The 15,311-nt window shown below is 73.2% G+C and carries 14 protein-coding genes; 7 read left to right on the top strand and 7 right to left on the bottom strand.

What is annotated here, in order from left to right; all coding sequences use genetic code 11:
- The first annotated feature begins 54 nt into the window (after positions 1–54).
- From ACLBYG_RS03565 to ilvA, 5 genes are all read left to right on the top strand, one after another.
- Positions 55–990, top strand: a complete 936-nt coding sequence (locus ACLBYG_RS03565) for a LysR substrate-binding domain-containing protein (RefSeq protein ID WP_056522542.1) — start codon at positions 55–57, stop codon at positions 988–990.
- Between the two features lie 90 nt (positions 991–1,080).
- Positions 1,081–2,571: an argininosuccinate lyase gene (locus ACLBYG_RS03560; RefSeq protein WP_447680608.1), complete on the top strand. Its 1,491-nt coding sequence runs from the start codon at positions 1,081–1,083 to the stop codon at positions 2,569–2,571.
- A 110-nt stretch (positions 2,572–2,681) separates the two neighbouring features.
- Entirely contained in the window at positions 2,682–3,740 is a 1,059-nt protein-coding gene (locus ACLBYG_RS03555; RefSeq protein ID WP_447680607.1) for an AbrB family transcriptional regulator, read from the top strand.
- Positions 3,737–4,084, top strand: a complete 348-nt coding sequence (locus ACLBYG_RS03550; protein WP_447680606.1) for a diacylglycerol kinase — start codon at positions 3,737–3,739, stop codon at positions 4,082–4,084. Before ACLBYG_RS03555 ends, ACLBYG_RS03550 begins: the two co-directional genes overlap by 4 nt.
- 1 nt (position 4,085) lies before the next feature.
- Positions 4,086–5,702, top strand: coding sequence for a threonine ammonia-lyase, biosynthetic (gene ilvA / locus ACLBYG_RS03545; protein WP_447680687.1), 1,617 nt, complete (start codon positions 4,086–4,088; stop codon positions 5,700–5,702).
- A 34-nt stretch (positions 5,703–5,736) separates the two neighbouring features.
- Here the strand turns inward: ilvA and ACLBYG_RS03540 are convergent, their stop codons facing one another.
- The 3 genes from ACLBYG_RS03540 to ACLBYG_RS03530 form a co-directional block, all read right to left on the bottom strand.
- Positions 5,737–6,396, bottom strand: coding sequence for an MgtC/SapB family protein (locus ACLBYG_RS03540; protein ID WP_273562479.1), 660 nt, complete (start codon positions 6,394–6,396; stop codon positions 5,737–5,739).
- Positions 6,397–6,478: 82 nt separating this feature from the next.
- Positions 6,479–7,417 carry an EcsC family protein gene (locus ACLBYG_RS03535; protein WP_447680605.1) on the bottom strand — a complete coding sequence of 313 codons (939 nt, stop codon included), beginning with the start codon at positions 7,415–7,417 and terminating at the stop codon, positions 6,479–6,481.
- A gap of 25 nt (positions 7,418–7,442) precedes the next feature.
- Positions 7,443–8,828 carry an AmpG family muropeptide MFS transporter gene (locus ACLBYG_RS03530; protein WP_447680604.1) on the bottom strand — a complete coding sequence of 462 codons (1,386 nt, stop codon included), beginning with the start codon at positions 8,826–8,828 and terminating at the stop codon, positions 7,443–7,445.
- Between the two features lie 203 nt (positions 8,829–9,031).
- Between ACLBYG_RS03530 and ACLBYG_RS03525 the strand changes: the two genes are divergently transcribed.
- Together ACLBYG_RS03525 and ACLBYG_RS03520 are read left to right on the top strand one after the other, a co-directional pair.
- Positions 9,032–10,108 (top strand): histidine kinase dimerization/phosphoacceptor domain -containing protein, encoded by a 1,077-nt coding sequence (locus tag ACLBYG_RS03525; protein ID WP_447680603.1) that lies wholly within the window; start codon positions 9,032–9,034, stop codon positions 10,106–10,108.
- Positions 10,109–10,165: 57 nt separating this feature from the next.
- Positions 10,166–10,603 carry a response regulator gene (locus ACLBYG_RS03520; protein WP_020093483.1) on the top strand — a complete coding sequence of 146 codons (438 nt, stop codon included), beginning with the start codon at positions 10,166–10,168 and terminating at the stop codon, positions 10,601–10,603.
- Positions 10,604–10,643: 40 nt separating this feature from the next.
- Here ACLBYG_RS03520 and mutS read toward each other — a convergent pair whose 3' ends face one another.
- From mutS to ACLBYG_RS03500, 4 genes are all read right to left on the bottom strand, one after another.
- Positions 10,644–13,373, bottom strand: a complete 2,730-nt coding sequence (gene mutS, locus ACLBYG_RS03515) for a DNA mismatch repair protein MutS (RefSeq protein ID WP_447680602.1) — start codon at positions 13,371–13,373, stop codon at positions 10,644–10,646.
- Between the two features lie 142 nt (positions 13,374–13,515).
- The gene (locus ACLBYG_RS03510) at positions 13,516–13,824 is read right to left on the bottom strand and encodes a hypothetical protein (protein WP_026604979.1); all 309 of its coding nucleotides are present in this window, start codon (positions 13,822–13,824) and stop codon (positions 13,516–13,518) included.
- A gap of 237 nt (positions 13,825–14,061) precedes the next feature.
- Positions 14,062–14,919: an alpha/beta fold hydrolase gene (locus ACLBYG_RS03505; protein ID WP_447680601.1), complete on the bottom strand. Its 858-nt coding sequence runs from the start codon at positions 14,917–14,919 to the stop codon at positions 14,062–14,064.
- 70 nt (positions 14,920–14,989) lie between these two features.
- Complete coding sequence (locus tag ACLBYG_RS03500) at positions 14,990–15,193, bottom strand: hypothetical protein (RefSeq protein WP_427509382.1); 204 nt, start codon at positions 15,191–15,193, stop codon at positions 14,990–14,992.
- Between the last annotated feature and the right edge of the window lie 118 nt (positions 15,194–15,311).

The following is a 15,311-nucleotide window of genomic DNA, read 5'->3' as shown; positions in this document are numbered from 1 at the left end:
GGGCGTGACCCCGAGGCAAATGCATCGTCACAAAGGTTCTGATAGACGCAGCCTATGAATCTGGCTGGCCTCTCCCTCCGCGATCTCGAATACGTCGTCGCAGTCGCCGACGAGGGGCATTTCGGCCGGGCTGCCGAGCGCTGCAACGTCAGCCAGCCGACGCTGAGCGTGCAGGTCCGTAAGCTGGAAACCGCGCTCGGCCTGACTTTGTTCGAGCGCTCGAACCGGCGGATCCTGCTCACCGAGGCGGGCCAGGCCATCGTCCGGCAGGCGCGGGTCGTCCTTGCGGAGGCGCAGCGGCTCCTGGCGCTGGCCAGCGAGGGGCGCGGCTCGCCGCTCACCGGGCGTCTCGTGCTGGCGGCGATCCAGACGCTCGGCCCCTACTTCTTCCCGCTGGTGCTGCGGCCCCTGCGCGAGCAGTACCCGCTGCTGATGCTCTCGCTGTCCGAATCGCGGACGGCCGACATCGTCGAGGGGCTGCGCGACGGGCGCATCGACGCGGCCCTGGTCTCGCTGCCGCTGCCGTCGCACGGGCTCGCGGTCTCGCCGCTGTTCGTCGAGCCGTTCTGGCTCGCCTGCCCGGCCGAGCACACCCTCGCCCGGGGCGGCGCGCTCTCCGCCAACGAGATCGCGGGGCCGGACCTGCTGTTGCTCGACGAGGGCAACTGCCTGCGCGACCAGACGATCGCGGCCTGCGGCGCCGGCTCCTCGGTCGGCCGCCACGCGACCAGCCTGGAGACGCTCCGCTCGATGGTGGCGGCGGGCGCCGGATACACGCTGCTCCCGGCCCTGGCGGTGCCGGCGAGCCCCGATCCCAGCGGCCTGACGGTGACCCGCGCCTTCGACGTCGACGGTCCCGGTCGGACCATCGCGCTGGTCTGGCGCGCGAGCGATCCGCGGGCCGCCGGCCTCGCGAGCCTGGCCGCCTTCTTCCGGGCGCACGCGCCAGCGGGCACGGCCGCCTGCCGCGACGGGGAGGCCGTCGCCTGAGCCGCCGCGGACGCCCACCTTGAGCGGTTGTGAATAGGAAGAGGGGCCGCGACCGGTCTATCAGGAGGGGTGATGACAGGGAGCGGCTCGATGCGGCGCACGATAATCTGGGCCGTACTGGCGCTGCTGATCCCCGCGGGCGCGCGGGCCGAGCCGAAGGACAGCTTCGCCCGGATCGACCAGATCAACCGCGCCTCCCTGGTGATGACGGTGGAGACCGGCATCGTGCCGCGGGCGCTGGGCGCGACCGTCGCCCGCGCCCTCGACCAGGTCGCCGCCGACGCCGCCAAGCCGGGCGCCGAGCGGCCGGACGATTACCTGCGGATCGAGCCGCTGATCACCGCCATCGCGGGGGCCGACGCCACCCGGATGCATTCCGGGCGCAGCCGCCAGGACATCATCCCGACGGTGCTGAAGCTCGAGCAGCGCGACCGTCTCCTGAACCTGGCCAGGGCGCTCGACGAGACCCGGGCGGCTCTGCTGGCGGTGGCCGAGCGCGAGGCCGACACGATCGTCCCGGCTTACACCAACGGGGTGCAGGCCCAGCCGACGACGCTCGGCCACGTCTACCTGGGCTACGCATCCGTCCTCGCTCGCGATGCCGATCGCCTCCGGGAGACCTGGGCGCGGCTGAACCTGTCGCCCCTGGGCGCGGCCGCCCTCGGCACGTCGAGCTTCCCGGTGGATCGCGAGAGGCTGGCGGCGCTGCTCGGCTTCGACGCGCCGGTGGAGAACAGCTACGATTCCGGCCAGCTCGCGCCCATGGACATGGGGCTCGAGCTGACCGGGCTCGCGGCGAACCTCGCCACCACGGCCGGCAGCTTCGCGCAGGACCTCTACGCGCAGTACCACCAGACCCGGCCCTGGATCCTGCTGCGGGAGGGCGCGCTCACCGGGCCGAGCAGCATCATGCCGCAGAAGCGCAACCCCGTCGCGCTCTACAGCCTGCGCATGAAGGCCAGCGACGTCGTGGGGGCCGCCCAGGCCTTCGTCATCATGGCGCACAACGTCGATTCCGGCATGCCGGACTACAAGCGCAACCAGGCCGAGCCGCCGGGGCGGACCCTGGCCGAGGCCGCCGAGATGTGCCGGCGCTGGACGCGCGTCCTCGACGGGCTGGTCGTGGACCGGGCGCGCGCCGCCGACGAGGTCGCGGCGGACTACTCCACCACCACCGAGCTCGCCGACACGCTCCAGCGCGAGGCCGACGTGCCGTTCCGGCTCGGCCACCACTTCGCGTCCGAGCTCGTGAGCTACGGCCGCAGCCACGACCTGCGCCCGGCCGACCTGCCCTTCCCGGAGGTGCGGCGCATCTACGCCGAGGCCGCGGCGGGGTCGGGGCTGAAGCCGGACCTGCCCCTCGACGAGGCCCGCTTCCGGGCGGCGCTGTCGGCCCGCGGCATGGTCGACGCCGCGAAGGGGCTCGGCGGCCCGCAGCCCGCGGAGGTCCGGCGGATGCTGGGCGCCGCGCAGGCGCGGCTGCGGACCGACCGCGACTGGCTCGACGCCCGCCGGAAGGGCCTGGCCGACGCCCGGGCGCGCCTCGACGCCGCCTTCGCGGCCCTCACGCGCGAGCCCTGAGTTCCGCGCGGGGGCGCCGTGCCGAAACTCTGCCGTGACAGGGCCAATATTGCGGTATAGCGCGCGCCTGACGCCTGCCGGCTGAAGCGGGCCTCTCCCGATCGGTCGCCTTGCCCCCTCTCCGCACCCTCGGCCTCTGGGCCGCCCTCGCCGCCGCGTCGGCGGCCGTGTCGTACGGCCTGATGCAGGCGCAGTTCCCGGCCGCGCTGCTGCTCGGGCCGATGATCGCGGCCATCGCCTTCGGCGTCGGCGGTTCGCGCCTGCGCGTCCCGCGGCCCGCGTTCCAGGCCTCCCAGGCGGCGATCGGCTGCCTCGTCGCGCACGCCGTCACCGGGCAGATCGCCCAGACCCTGATGGAGGACGGGCCGCTCATCGTCGCGGTCGTGCTGGTCACCGTCGCGGTCAGCGGCCTCGTCGGCTGGATCCTGACCCGCCTGCGCGTGCTCCCCGGGACCACCGCGGCCTGGGGCTCGTCCCCCGGGGGCGCCTCCGCCATGGTGGCGATGGCCGAGGATTTCGGCGCCGATCCGCGCCTCGTCGCCTTCATGCAGTACGTGCGCGTCGCCGCCGTGGTGTTCTCGGCCTCGCTGGCGGCCCGCTTCCTGATGGAGGCCCCGGTCCCGGGGGCGTCGGCCGGCGCCGGCGAGGTCATCGGTCCGCTCTCGCTGCTGGCGACGCTCGCGGTCGCCATCGTCGGCGCGGGCGCGGCGCTCGCCCTGCGGGTTCCGGCCGGCGCGCAGATCGGGCCGATGGTGCTCGGCAGCCTGCTCCACGCCACCGGGCTCGTGCGCATGGCGCTGCCGGTGCCGCTCCTCGAACTCGCCTACGCCTGCATCGGCATCTACGTGGGGCTGCGCTTCACCCGCGAGACGCTGCGCCTGACCGTCACCGCCCTGCCGGGCATCCTGGCGGCGACCTTCTCGGTCATCGCCCTCTGCGCGGCGTGGGGCTGGGGGCTGACCCTCCTGCTGCCCATCGACCTGCTGACCGCGATCCTCGCCACGAGCCCCGGCGGCCTCGACTCGGTGGCGATCATCGCGGTCGGCTCGAAGGCGGACGTCTCCTTCGTGCTGGCCGTCCAGACCCTGCGCCTGTTCGTGGTGCTGCTCACCGGCCCGCTGCTCGCCAAGTGGATCAGCCGGTCCGTGCGGGAGGCCGCCATCCGATGAACGCCCTGGTCCTCGCCTTCCTCAACTCCTGGCGCGGCCTGCGCCACGGCGCCCGCACCGAGCGGGCCGTGCGCCAGGAACTCGTCCTCCTGGCGCTCGGGATCCCGGTCGCGCTGTTCCTCGGCGCGACGCTCTGGGTGCGCGTCGCCCTGATGGTCAGCCTGCTGGTGATGCTGGCCGCGGAGTTCCTGAACACCGCCGTCGAGAAGCTCTGCGACCACGTCCATCCGGGCCATCACCCGATGATCGGGACCGTGAAGGACCTCGCCTCCGCCGGCACCTTCATGGCGCAGATGGCGGCGCTGCTCGTCTGGGTGGCGGCTCTGGTGGACCGTCTCGGCTGACCTGCCGCGCGCGGGGCGCGCTCGCATCCGCGGGCCGGAGGGTCTATCTGGCCGGCATCGCCCCGCGCATCGGCCGAGACTGCACACCGTGACGGACTACATCCGCAAGATCCTCACCGCCCGCGTCTACGACGTCGCGATCGAGAGCCCCCTCGATCCGATGCCGCGCCTGACGCAGCGGCTCGGCCGGCCGGTCCTGCTCAAGCGCGAGGATCTCCAGCCGGTCTTCTCGTTCAAGCTGCGCGGCGCCTACAACAAGATGTCGGGCCTGCACCCCGACCAGATCGCCCGCGGCGTCGTCTGCGCCTCGGCGGGCAACCACGCCCAGGGCGTCGCCCTCGCCGCCGCCAAGCTCGGCGCGCGGGCCGTCATCGTGATGCCGCGCACCACCCCCTCGATCAAGGTCGATGCCTGCCGGGCGCGCGGGGCCGAGGTCGTGCTGCACGGCGACGCCTTCGACGAGGCCCTGGCGCAGGCCAAGATCCTCGAGGCCGAGCAGGGCCTGACCTTCCTGCACCCCTTCGACGATCCGGACGTGATCGCCGGCCAGGGCACCATCGGCAAGGAGATCCTGGAGCAGCATACCGGCCCGATCGAGGCGATCTTCGTGCCGGTGGGCGGCGGCGGGCTGGCCGCCGGGATCGCCACCTTCGTGAAGTACCTGCGGCCCGGCACCAAGGTGATCGGCGTCGAGCCCGAGGACGCCGCCTGCATGGCCGCCGCGCTCGCGGCCGACACCCGGGTCAGCCTCCCGAGCGTCGGCCTGTTCGCCGACGGCGTCGCCGTGCGGCAGGCCGGCGAGGAGACCTTCCGGCTCTGCCGCGAGCACCTCGACGAGGTCATCACCGTGGACACCGACGCCATGTGCGCCGCGGTCAAGGACATCTTCGACGACACCCGCGCGGTGTCCGAGCCCTCCGGGGCGCTGAGCCTCGCCGGCGCCAAGATGTACGCCGAACGCGAGGGCGGCGACGGCACGCTGATCGCCATCTCGTCGGGGGCGAACCTGAACTTCGACCGCCTGCGCCACATCGCCGAGCGCGCCGAGATCGGCGAGCAGCGCGAGGTCCTGATCGGGGTCACCATCCCCGAGCGGCCCGGTGCCTACCGGGCCTTCATCCAGGCGCTCGGTCCGCGCGCCGTCACCGAGTTCAACTACCGCCACGCCCCGGGCTCCGAGGCGCAGATCTTCGTGGGCATCAACGTCGGCGGCGGCAAGCGCGAGAAGCAGGCGCTGATCGGCTCCCTGCGCGACGCCGGCTACCGCGTCCTCGACATGAGCGACAACGAGATGGCCAAGGTCCATGTCCGCTACATGGTCGGCGGCCGGGCCGTGGGGGTGGCGCACGAGCGCCTGTTCCGCTTCCAGTTCCCGGAGCGGCCGGGCGCGCTGATGAAGTTCCTGGAGGCGCTGGGCCCGGACTTCGACATCACGCTGTTCCACTACCGCAACCACGGCGCCGATTACGGCCGGGTGCTGGCCGGGATCGCTGTGCCGCCGGCCGAGCGCGACCGGTTCGACGCCGTCATCGAGGCGCTCGGCTACCCGGCCACCGACGAGACCGAGAACCCGGCCTACCGCCTGTTCCTAGACGGCGAGGGCTCCGGGGCGCTCTGAGCGCCGGCGGCGGCTCGCCCCGCGTCACATCCCGTCAGCTCTCCGCCACGTCGACGGAGGTGACGTCCGGCATCGCCCGCAGCTTCGCCGCGATGGTCTCGAAACTCGTGCGCGACAGGCGCACGAAGGTGACGGTGACCTCGTCGTGGTCGGGGTCGGGCCCCGGGTGGACCGTGAAGGTCCGGACGCGCGAGGCGCGCTCGCCGGTCGCCGCCTGGAGGGTGTCGATCGACATGGTGCCCCGTCGGGCGGTCAGTCGCAGCGTCTGGGCGCGCATCCGGTCGCGCCAGCGCTCCTCGAAGGGCTTCACGCCGGCCAGGATCCCGACGATGAGCGCCGTCGCGGCGAGCGCCGGAACGTAGAGGCCGCTGCCGATCGCCAGTCCGATCGCCGCCACGCCCCACAGGCTCGCCGCCGTGGTGAGGCCCTTCACGACTTCGCCCCGCAGCAGGATCGTCCCCGCGCCGAGGAAGCCGATGCCGGAGACGACCTGCGCGGCGATCCGGGACGGGTCGAGGACGACGTGCTCGGCGCCCAGCACGTCGGCGAAGCCGAAGGCCGAGACCAGCATGATCAGGCAGGAGCCGACGCAGACCAGCATGTGGGTCCGCAGGCCCGCCGCCCAGAGCAGGCGCTCGCGCTCCAGGCCGACCACGCTGCCGAACAGGGCCGCCAGCGCCAGCCGGGCCACCATCTCGCCGTTGCCGATCAGAGCCGCCTCCGTGCCTCCGCCCCGCGCGGATCGCGCGGATCCTTGCGGCTTTAGCGTGGGCGGATCAAGCGATCCCGAGTGCCGCCTTCTCGACCTCGTAGGCGGCCCGCACGGCGGCGGCGCCGTAGGCGCGCTCCAGGCGGCGCACGGTGAAATGCGCCCGCGCGGTCGACTGGAAGTGGTTCATGAAGGCGGTGTTGACCGCAGCCCCGCCGAAGGCGCCGAGGATCGGCACCGCCTGGGCGGCGACCTTCTGGGAGACCACGAGGCCGAAGCGCGCGGCGATCTGCGCGGTAAAGCGGATCAGAGCCGGGGCCGACTGGTCGAGGAGCGTCTTGCTCCCGGCGTAGCGGGCCGCCTCCGACAGGGTCTTGGCCAGCGCGGCGCGGACCGCGAAGTAGCCGCTCTCGGTGAGCGCCGAGCCCGCCTCGGTCTCCGCCATGGCCCGGCCGCCGAGGGCGAAGACCTGCACGCAGGCGAGCGCGCCTTCGGGGGTCTCGAGATCCTCCCCCTCCTCCCGGGCGATCTCGGCGATCGAGCGCAGCATCAGCGTGGTCGAGACCGGCAGCTCGACCGCCAGCGTCGCGAGGCCGAACGCGCCGCCGACCGCGCCCGAGAGCGCCGCCATCGCCTTGTGCTTGGCGTCGCCCGAGCCGAGCAGCCGCGTGAGACGGCTCTCGGCCTTCGCGGCCGCGCCGCCGAGACCCTCGCCCTCGGCGGGGACGAGTTCCTTGCGCGGCAGCGTCGCCAGCGCGACGCGCAGCGCGCCCCGCATCGCCACCTCGGTGCTGCGGCTGACGGCCTCGGTGACCGGGGTCGGCAGCGATCGGCCGATGATGTCGAGGGGTGCGCCGGCCGCCGCGGAGAGCCGCGCCGCGAGGCTCGGACGCTCCAGCACCTGCACGGCGCGGCGCAGGGCGGCGAGGTCCGCGTCGCTCAGCGCTATCTCTGGCGTCTCCGCCGGCAGCGTCTCGCCGGCGCGGGTGAGGTCGCTCGTGCTCATCCGTCGATCCCTGGATCTGTCCCGCTCACGCGGCCCCTGGGGCGCGCGCCGTGGTAGGAAGCTCGGGCCCCGGGATGCGGTTCCCCGGCTCCTGGGCGTCCCGCGCCGGGGCCGCGGCCTCTCCGCGCCCGCTCCGCCGCCCGACCGCGAGGCAGAGCACGAGGACGGGGATTCCCACGAGGGAGGTCATGACGAAGAAGGCCGGGTAGCCGATCGCCGCGACCACGAAGCCCGACGAGCCCGCGATCAGCTTGCCCGGCAGCGCGTAGAGCGAGGAGAACAGCGCGTACTGCGTCGCCGCGTAGGCCGGGCTGGTGAGGCTCGACATGTAGGCGATCAGCACGATCCCCGCGAAGGAGCCGCAGAAGTTCTCGATCGAGATGGCCACGGTCAGGCGCCAGATCTCGGGCGCGCCGGCCGCCAGCCACGCGAAGGCGAGGTGGGAGGCGGCGGCCAGGAAGGCGCCGAGCAGCAGCGTCGGGAACAGGCCGAACCGGGCGAGCGCCCAGCCGCCCGCGAAGCCGCCCGCGATGCCGACCCAGATGCCGTAGAGCTTGGTGACGGTGGCGATCTCCTTCAGGTCGAAGCCCAGCGTCCGGTAGAGCGGGCTCGCCATGACGCCGGACAGGAAGTCGGGCAGTCGGAACAGGGCCACGAGCAGGAGGATGCCCCAGAGCGCGCCGCCGAACCGGCCGTGCAGCTCGGTCAGCGGCTCCAGGATGGCGCGGCGCATCGACCAGAACCGGGACCGGCCGGGCGTCTCGGCGGGGGCCGCGCGCGGTCTGTCGAAGGCCGGGGCCAGCAGGGCGGCGATCATCCCGACCAGCATGAGGGCGGCCATGATCAGGTAGGCCAGCGTCCAGCCCCCCGCGGAGGCGATGAACAGCGCGCCCGCGCCGGCGGTGATCAGGCCCAGCCGGTAGCCGAGGTTCGAGGTCGCCGCCAGGATGCCCTGGAAGTCGCTGCCGGCGGCGTCGATGCGCCAGCCGTCGATCACGACGTCCTGGCTGGCCGCGCAGAACGCCACCAGGAAGGCCCCGAGCCCGAGGAGCGCGAGGTTGGTCTTCGGGTCCGAGAAGGCCATCAGGATCAGGCACAGCGCGACCGCGGCCTGGGTCGTCACCATCCAGGCGCGGCGGCGCCCGAGCCGGGCGCTCAGCACCGGCACGTTCAGGCGGTCGATCGCCGGCGCCCAGAGGAACTTCAGCGAGTAGGGCAGCGCCACGTAGCTGAACAGGCCGATCGCCCGCACGTCGATGTCCGAGAAGGCGAGGCGGAGCGTGAAGGTCCCCAGCACGAGGAGCAGCGGCAGGCCGGACGAGAATCCGAGCGCCAGCATGAGCGCGATCCGCCGGTCCTCGACGATGTCGCGGAGCCGGAATCGACGCGTCGCCTGTGGCTGGTTCGCCATGGCATGGAACTCCTGAGCCTTCGTGGCCTTGATCCCGCGAAATCGTGGCAGCCTTACGCCGCACCTGTCTCCGCTGGATCCTGCTGTCTTGCGCCCCAATCTTGGTAGAAGCTTGCTTAACGCGGTGTCCACGTCCCGCGGTCGGAGCGCGATGGTGGCGCCGCCGGACGAACGGGGTCACCGCCTGACTGTGGAATGACGCGTTGAGTGCCCGATCCGAGACCGGTCCGCCCCTCGCGACGCTCGTCGACGCGTTCGCGTCGAGCCCGTCGCCGATGGTCATCACCGATGCGCGCGCGCCCGACAACCCGATCGCCTGGGCGAACGACGCGTTCCTTAGCGCCACGGGCTACGCCGCGGACGAGATCGTCGGGCGCAACTGCCGGATGCTGCAGGGGCCGGCCACCGATCGGTCGACGGTGCAGCGGATCCGCTCGGCCGTGGAGGCCGAAGAGCCGATCTCGGTGGAGCTGCTCAACTATCGCAAGGACGGGACGTCCTTCTGGAACGCGATGACCATCACCCCGGTGCGCGACGCCGAGGGGCTCGCCTACTTCTACGCCGCCCAGGCGGACATGACCCATGTCCACCAGATGGAAGTGTCGATGCGCGGCACCAACGACGAGCTGGAGCGCCTCGTCGCGGCGCGGACCCAGGACCTGACATCGGCGCTGGAGCAGAAGACCGCCCTCCTCCACGAGGTCGATCACCGGGTGAAGAACAACCTCCAGGTGATCTCGTCGCTGATGCTCCTGAAGGCGCGGCGCACGCCCGAGGGTGAGGCGCGCGACGCGCTCCAGGGCATGGCGGAGCGGATCGGCGCGCTCTCGACGGCGCACCGGATGCTCTACTCCGAGGGCGACTGCACGCACTTCAACCTCGGCGACTTCGCGGCCGAGTTCCTGGCCGACATGAATGCCGGCCTGGACCCGGAGCGGCGCCGGGTGGAGGCCGACGTCGAGCCGATCGCGGTGGCCGCCGCGATGGCGGCGCCTCTCGCGCTGATGATCCACGAACTGACGGCCAACGCCCTGCGCCACGCCTTCCCGGGCGAGCGCGAGGGGCGCGTGTCGATCGTCGCCCGCCGCACCTATGGCGGGATGCACATGACGATCCGCGACGACGGCGTCGGCGTCGCCGCGGCGGCCCCGAACCCGGCGGGGTTCGGGCGCAATCTCGTGGAGATGGTGGTCCGGCAGATGCGCGGGACCATCGCCTGGGCGGATGCCGGCCCGGGCACGACCGTCGAGATCGACATCCCGCTCCAGCAGCCGGCTTGAGAAATCGACGTGGAGGCATCAAGCTCGTCGGCCGCGGGGCCGGAGGACGAAGAGCGCATGGGGACCGGGAACGCCGCCGCGGACGCCGCCCTCCGCATCCTCGTGGTCGAGGACGAGGCCCTGATCGCCCTCGAGCTGGAATGCCTGCTGGACGATCTCGGGCACGTCACCGTCGGCGTCGCCGGCAACGCGACGGAGGCCATCGCGATGGGCCGGTCCACGGCGCCCGACGTCGCCCTCGTCGACATCCACCTCGTCGACGGCCCGACCGGCATCGACGTGGCCCGGGCGCTCTCGGCCGACCGGCGCACCACCGTGGTGTTCATGACCGCCAACGCCAAGCGCATCCCGGCCGATTTCGCCGGCGCGATCGGGGTGATCGCCAAGCCCTATTCCGAGCGCGTCGTGGCCAGCACCCTGGACTACGTGGCCGATCGCCGGGCCGGCCGCGACGGGCCGGCCTGCCCGGACGGGTTCTCGCCCGCGCCCGTCTGAGGTTCTTCGGGTCAGGCCCCTGGCGCGCGGCCCACGGGTCTCAGCCCCGCGCCGCCCGCTCGCGCTTCAGCCGGTAGAGCGCGTCCAGCGCCTCGCGCGGCGTCAGCGCGTCCGGGTCGATCCCGTCGAGCAGCGCGCCCAGCGGATCCTCCGGCGGCGGCTCCGGCGGCGGGGGTGGCGCGAGGGCCGCGAAGAGCGGCAGGTCGTCGATCCGGGCGCGGGCGGGGCGGCCCCGCTCGGCCTTCTCCAGACTCTTGAGGATCGCCCCGGCCCGGGTCACGACGCTGCCCGGGAGGCCGGCGAGCCGTGCCACCTGCAGCCCGTAGCTGCGCTCGGCGACGCCCGGCACGACCTCGTGCAGGAACACGACGCCGTCCCGGTGCTCGGCCACCTTCAGGGTGGCGTTCTCCAGCCGCGCCAGCCGGTCGCCCAGCGCCGTCAGCTCGTGGAAATGCGTGGCGAACAGCGCCCGGCAGGCATTCACCTCGTGGAGGTGCTCCAGGCAGGCCCAGGCGATCGACAGGCCGTCGAAGGTCGCGGTGCCGCGGCCGATCTCGTCCAGGATCACCAGGGAGCGCCGGGTCGCCTGGTTGAGGATCGCCGCGGTCTCGACCATCTCGACCATGAAGGTCGATTGCCCCCGGGCGAGATCGTCGGCGGCGCCGACGCGGGAGAACAGCCGGTCGACCCGGCCTATCCGCGCCTCCGCGGCCGGCACGAAGGCGCCGATCTGGGCGAGCACCGCGATCAGCGCGTTCTGGCGCAGGAAGGTCGACTTGCCGCCCATGTTGGGGCCGGTGATCAGGCGGATCCGGCCGCGCGTGTCGCCGGACAGGTCGCAGTCGTTGGCGATGAACGGCTCGCCGGCCCGGCGCAGGGCCGCCTCGACCACCGGGTGGCGGCCACCGACCACGACGAAGCTGAGCGAGTCGTCGACCACGGGACGCCGCCAGTCGAGCTCGACGGCGAGTTCCGCGTGGCTCGCCGCTACGTCGAGCCCGGCCAGCGCCTCGGCCACCTCGGCGACGGGCTCGGCCTGGGCCAGCACGCGGGCCGCGAGGTCGTCGAAGACGGCGGCCTCCAGGGCCAGGGCCCGGTCGGAGGCGCCCGAGATCTTCGATTCGAGCTCGCCCAGCTCGACGCTGGTGAAGCGCATCGCGTCCACCATGGTCTGGCGATGGACGAACTCGCTCTGCAGGCCCTTCAGGCAGGCCTCGCCGACCGATTGCGGGACCTCGATGAAGTAGCCCAGCAGGTTGTTGTGCTTGATCCGCAGGGTCCGGCAGCCGGTCTGCTCGGCGTAGCGCGCCTGAAGGGCGGCGATCACCTTGCGGGAATCCTGTCCGAGGGTCCGCGCCTCGTCGATCTCCGGGTGGTAGCCCGTGCGGACGAAGCCGCCGTCGCGCCGGCTGAGGGGCAGCTCGTCGGCGAGCGCCGCCGCCAGGGTCGCGATGAGCGCCCGGTCGGCCTCGGCCAGATGCTCGGCCAGCCGGGCGAGTTCCGCCGGGAGGCCGTGCATGGCGGCGAGGCGCGCGCCGAGATCCGCCGCGACCGCGAGGCCGTCGCGGATGGCCGCGAGGTCCCGAGGACCCGCGCGACCGAGCCCCGTCCGCGAGAGCGCCCGCGCGAGGTCGGGCGCGCGGGCCAGGGCGTCGCGCAGGAAGCCGCGCAGGCGCGCGTCGTCCACCAGGTACGCCACCGCGGCGTGCCGCCGGGCGATGGCGTCGAGATGGGTCAACGGGCCCGCGAGGTGCTCGGCGAGCAGCCGCGCCCCGTTCGCCGTCACGGTCCGGTCGATCGTGGCGAGGAGGCTCCCGGCGCGCTCGCCCGACAGGGTGCGGGTGAGTTCGAGATTGGCCCGCGTCGCCGCGTCGATCGCCAGGGTGGCGCCGCCATCCTCGCGGGTCGGAACCGCCAGGGGCGGACGGGCCGCGAGCTGCGTCCGGGCGATGTAGAGCAGCGCCGCCCCGGCGGCCGCGATCTCGGCCCGGGTGAACTGGCCGAACCCCTCCAGGGTCGAGACCCCGTATTGCTCGCGCAGGCGCCGCTCGGCGGCCGCGGGCTCGAGCTCGGCCTGCGCCAGAGGTACGACGGCCGCGCGGCTCTCCTGCCACAGGCGCGCGAGGGCCGGATCGGCGTGGATCGCCTCCGACAGGACGATCTCCCGCGGGTCGTGCCGGGCGATGGCGCCGGACAGGTCGCCGCCCGCGACCTCGCTGAGGGAGAAGCGGCCCGTCGAGATGTCCACCGCGGCGAGGCCGTAGGCGACCGCGCCCTCCCCCGTCTTCCGGCGGCCGATGGCCAGGAGGAGGTTGGCGCGGGCCGGGTCGAGGAGCCGGTCCTCGGTGATCGTGCCGGGGGTGACGAGCCGCACGACCTCGCGGCGGACGACGGATTTCGGCCCGCGCTTCTTGGCCTCGGCCGGATCCTCGGTCTGCTCGCACACCGCCACGCGGTGGCCGAGGGCGATGAGGCGGTTGAGATAGTCGTCGGACCGGTCGACCGGCACGCCGCACATCGGGATCTCGCCGCCCGCGTGCTTGCCGCGCTTCGTCAGGACGATGCCGAGGGCCCGTGACGCGATCTCCGCGTCCTCGAAGAACAGCTCGTAGAAGTCGCCCATCCGGTAGAACAGCAGGCAGTCCGGATTGGCGGCCTTGATCTCGATGTACTGCGCCATCATCGGCGTCGCGCCGGCCGGGTCCAGGCCGGGCGTGGGCGTCGCGTCGGCGGCGGGGCGGGCGTCGGTTCGGACGGCGGTTCTGGCCATGCCGCCTCTTAGCAGAGCGACGCCGGCGAATCAGGCCGGGCGAACCGATGCGCCTGGGGAGAAGGCGCCCGGACGCCGCATCGCCGGTGGATGGCGCCCGGATCCGCCACAGCCTGCGCGGGATCCGGGCGCGGTCGCGATGTCAGTAGCGCGGGCCGCCCGTGGTGTTGCCGAGCTGCTGCTGGTAGCCCGGGCGCGACGGGTTGCGGGCGTTCGGGTTGCCGTGGCGCATCGTGTTCATGCGCCGCATCCGGCGCTCATGCCGGGTCGAGTGATGGCGGTGCATCCGGTGATGATGCATGCGGTGGTGGCGATGCATCGCCACGGTCTCGACCATGTCGGATCCGGCGAAGCCGGGCTGCGCGATCGCGGGCGCGGCCTGCGACGCGACGGTTCCCGCCAGGAGGCCGCCGAAGACCACACCCGCGGTCAGGAAAGAACGAAAAGACATCGTGGAGTAGCTCCGATCAGCCCTCATGGGCCACCACCAAGTGACAAGTGCTCGTCTTGTTCCGGAGCGGCGAGCGAAAAATAGTACTTGGCTTCCGAGAAGCGAACGGATTACCGCACCGCCCGACGCGCGTCCGCACGCACCGGCGCGGAGACTTGCGAGATCCGGCCGTGCATTGAATATCGCTCTACAACTTGCCCGCGTGGACCGGCCCGCTTTCACGCGGGTGCAAGGCGGCTAGCGGAGGAAAGCGCCGAGGTCAGCGTTGACCGCCTCGGGCTCCTCGTGGGCGAGCCAGTGGCTGGCCCGCTCGTACCAGCGGAGCCGGCCGGCGTCGCAGTACGCGAGGCTCGCCTCCGCCAAGCCGGGCTGCAGCGCCGTATCCCGTCGCCCCCAGAGGATCAGCACCGGCACGCGCACCCGCGGCGGCCGCGCCCGGGGCAGCTGCACCAGGGCCCGGTACCAGTTCAGCATGCCGGTCATCGCGCCGGGCCGGAGCCACGCCGCGACGTAATGGTCGAGATCGGCCTGCGCGAAGGTGCCCGGCCGGCTGGAGGTCGTCAGCGCGCGCCGCAGGGCCCGGCCGCGATCCGCCGTGAGCAGCCGCTCGGGCAGGCGCGGGAGCTGGAAGAGGCCCACATAGGTGCTGCGCAGCCACTGACCGGGGTGGCGGCGCATGTAGGTGCCGACGATCGCGGGATGCGGCGCGTTGAGGATCGCCAGCCGGTCGATCCGCTCGGGGTGGCGGCTCGCCACCCACCACGCGACGAGACCACCCCAGTCGTGGCCGACGAGCCGCACCGTGGGCGCGCCGTAGGCGTCGGCCAGGGCCAGGACGTCGCCGGCCAGCCGGTCCAGGTGGTAGGCGGCGATCCCCGCCGGCTTGTCGCTGAGGCCGTAGCCGCGCTGATCCGGCGCGATGATCCGCAGCCCCGCCTCGGCGAGCGGCCCGATCTGGTGGCGCCAGCCGTACCAGGATTCCGGGAAGCCGTGCAGCAGGATGGTCGGCGGCCCCGTCTCGGGGCCTGCCTCGGCCACGTGCAGGCCGACCTCCGGCAGGGCTATCCGGCGAAACCTCACTCCCGCGACGGTCATCCTCGCGCGCGCTCCGTCATGTCCGGCTCCCCCGCGGCGGAGAACGCGCGCGTCCTCCGGTCCGATCCGCTCAGAAGCCGAGCGCGGCGCCGTCGCCGGCGTCCGGGGAGAGCTGGTCGCGCAGACGCTCCGGCGCGGTCCGCGTCCAGAGGCACAGCAGCACGAAGGCGGCGCCGTGCAGGAGGGCGTGCGGCCCGGAATGGTCGGCCGCGGCGCGCCGGTCCGGCGCGGAACCGGGCACGGCGCCGGTCAGGGTCTTGGCAGGATGGGTCATGGTTCCGGTCTCCCGATGACGTGTTGCACCGGAGATCGTCGGCGGATGGTCCGGGTTACAGGGCCGCGGGCGCCGCGCGTGCGCCGCCGCACGCGGACATCTCGGCGCACCGGGTCAG

The organism is Methylobacterium sp. D53M, from assembly GCF_053345625.1.
This window is presented reverse-complemented; position numbering and strand designations above follow the sequence as displayed.

Coding starts and splice junctions, on each gene's coding strand:
- ACLBYG_RS03565 (WP_056522542.1), top strand. CDS start 55: ATGAATCTGGCTGGCCTCTCCCTCCGCGATCTCGAATACGTCGTCGCA.
- ACLBYG_RS03560 (WP_447680608.1), top strand. CDS start 1,081: ATGCGGCGCACGATAATCTGGGCCGTACTGGCGCTGCTGATCCCCGCG.
- ACLBYG_RS03550 (WP_447680606.1), top strand. CDS start 3,737: ATGAACGCCCTGGTCCTCGCCTTCCTCAACTCCTGGCGCGGCCTGCGC.
- ACLBYG_RS03540 (WP_273562479.1), bottom strand. CDS start 6,396: ATGGTGGCCCGGCTGGCGCTGGCGGCCCTGTTCGGCAGCGTGGTCGGC.
- ACLBYG_RS03535 (WP_447680605.1), bottom strand. CDS start 7,417: ATGAGCACGAGCGACCTCACCCGCGCCGGCGAGACGCTGCCGGCGGAG.
- ACLBYG_RS03530 (WP_447680604.1), bottom strand. CDS start 8,828: ATGGCGAACCAGCCACAGGCGACGCGTCGATTCCGGCTCCGCGACATC.
- ACLBYG_RS03520 (WP_020093483.1), top strand. CDS start 10,166: ATGGGGACCGGGAACGCCGCCGCGGACGCCGCCCTCCGCATCCTCGTG.
- mutS (WP_447680602.1), bottom strand. CDS start 13,373: ATGGCCAGAACCGCCGTCCGAACCGACGCCCGCCCCGCCGCCGACGCG.
- ACLBYG_RS03510 (WP_026604979.1), bottom strand. CDS start 13,824: ATGTCTTTTCGTTCTTTCCTGACCGCGGGTGTGGTCTTCGGCGGCCTC.
- ACLBYG_RS03505 (WP_447680601.1), bottom strand. CDS start 14,919: ATGACCGTCGCGGGAGTGAGGTTTCGCCGGATAGCCCTGCCGGAGGTC.
- ACLBYG_RS03500 (WP_427509382.1), bottom strand. CDS start 15,193: ATGACCCATCCTGCCAAGACCCTGACCGGCGCCGTGCCCGGTTCCGCG.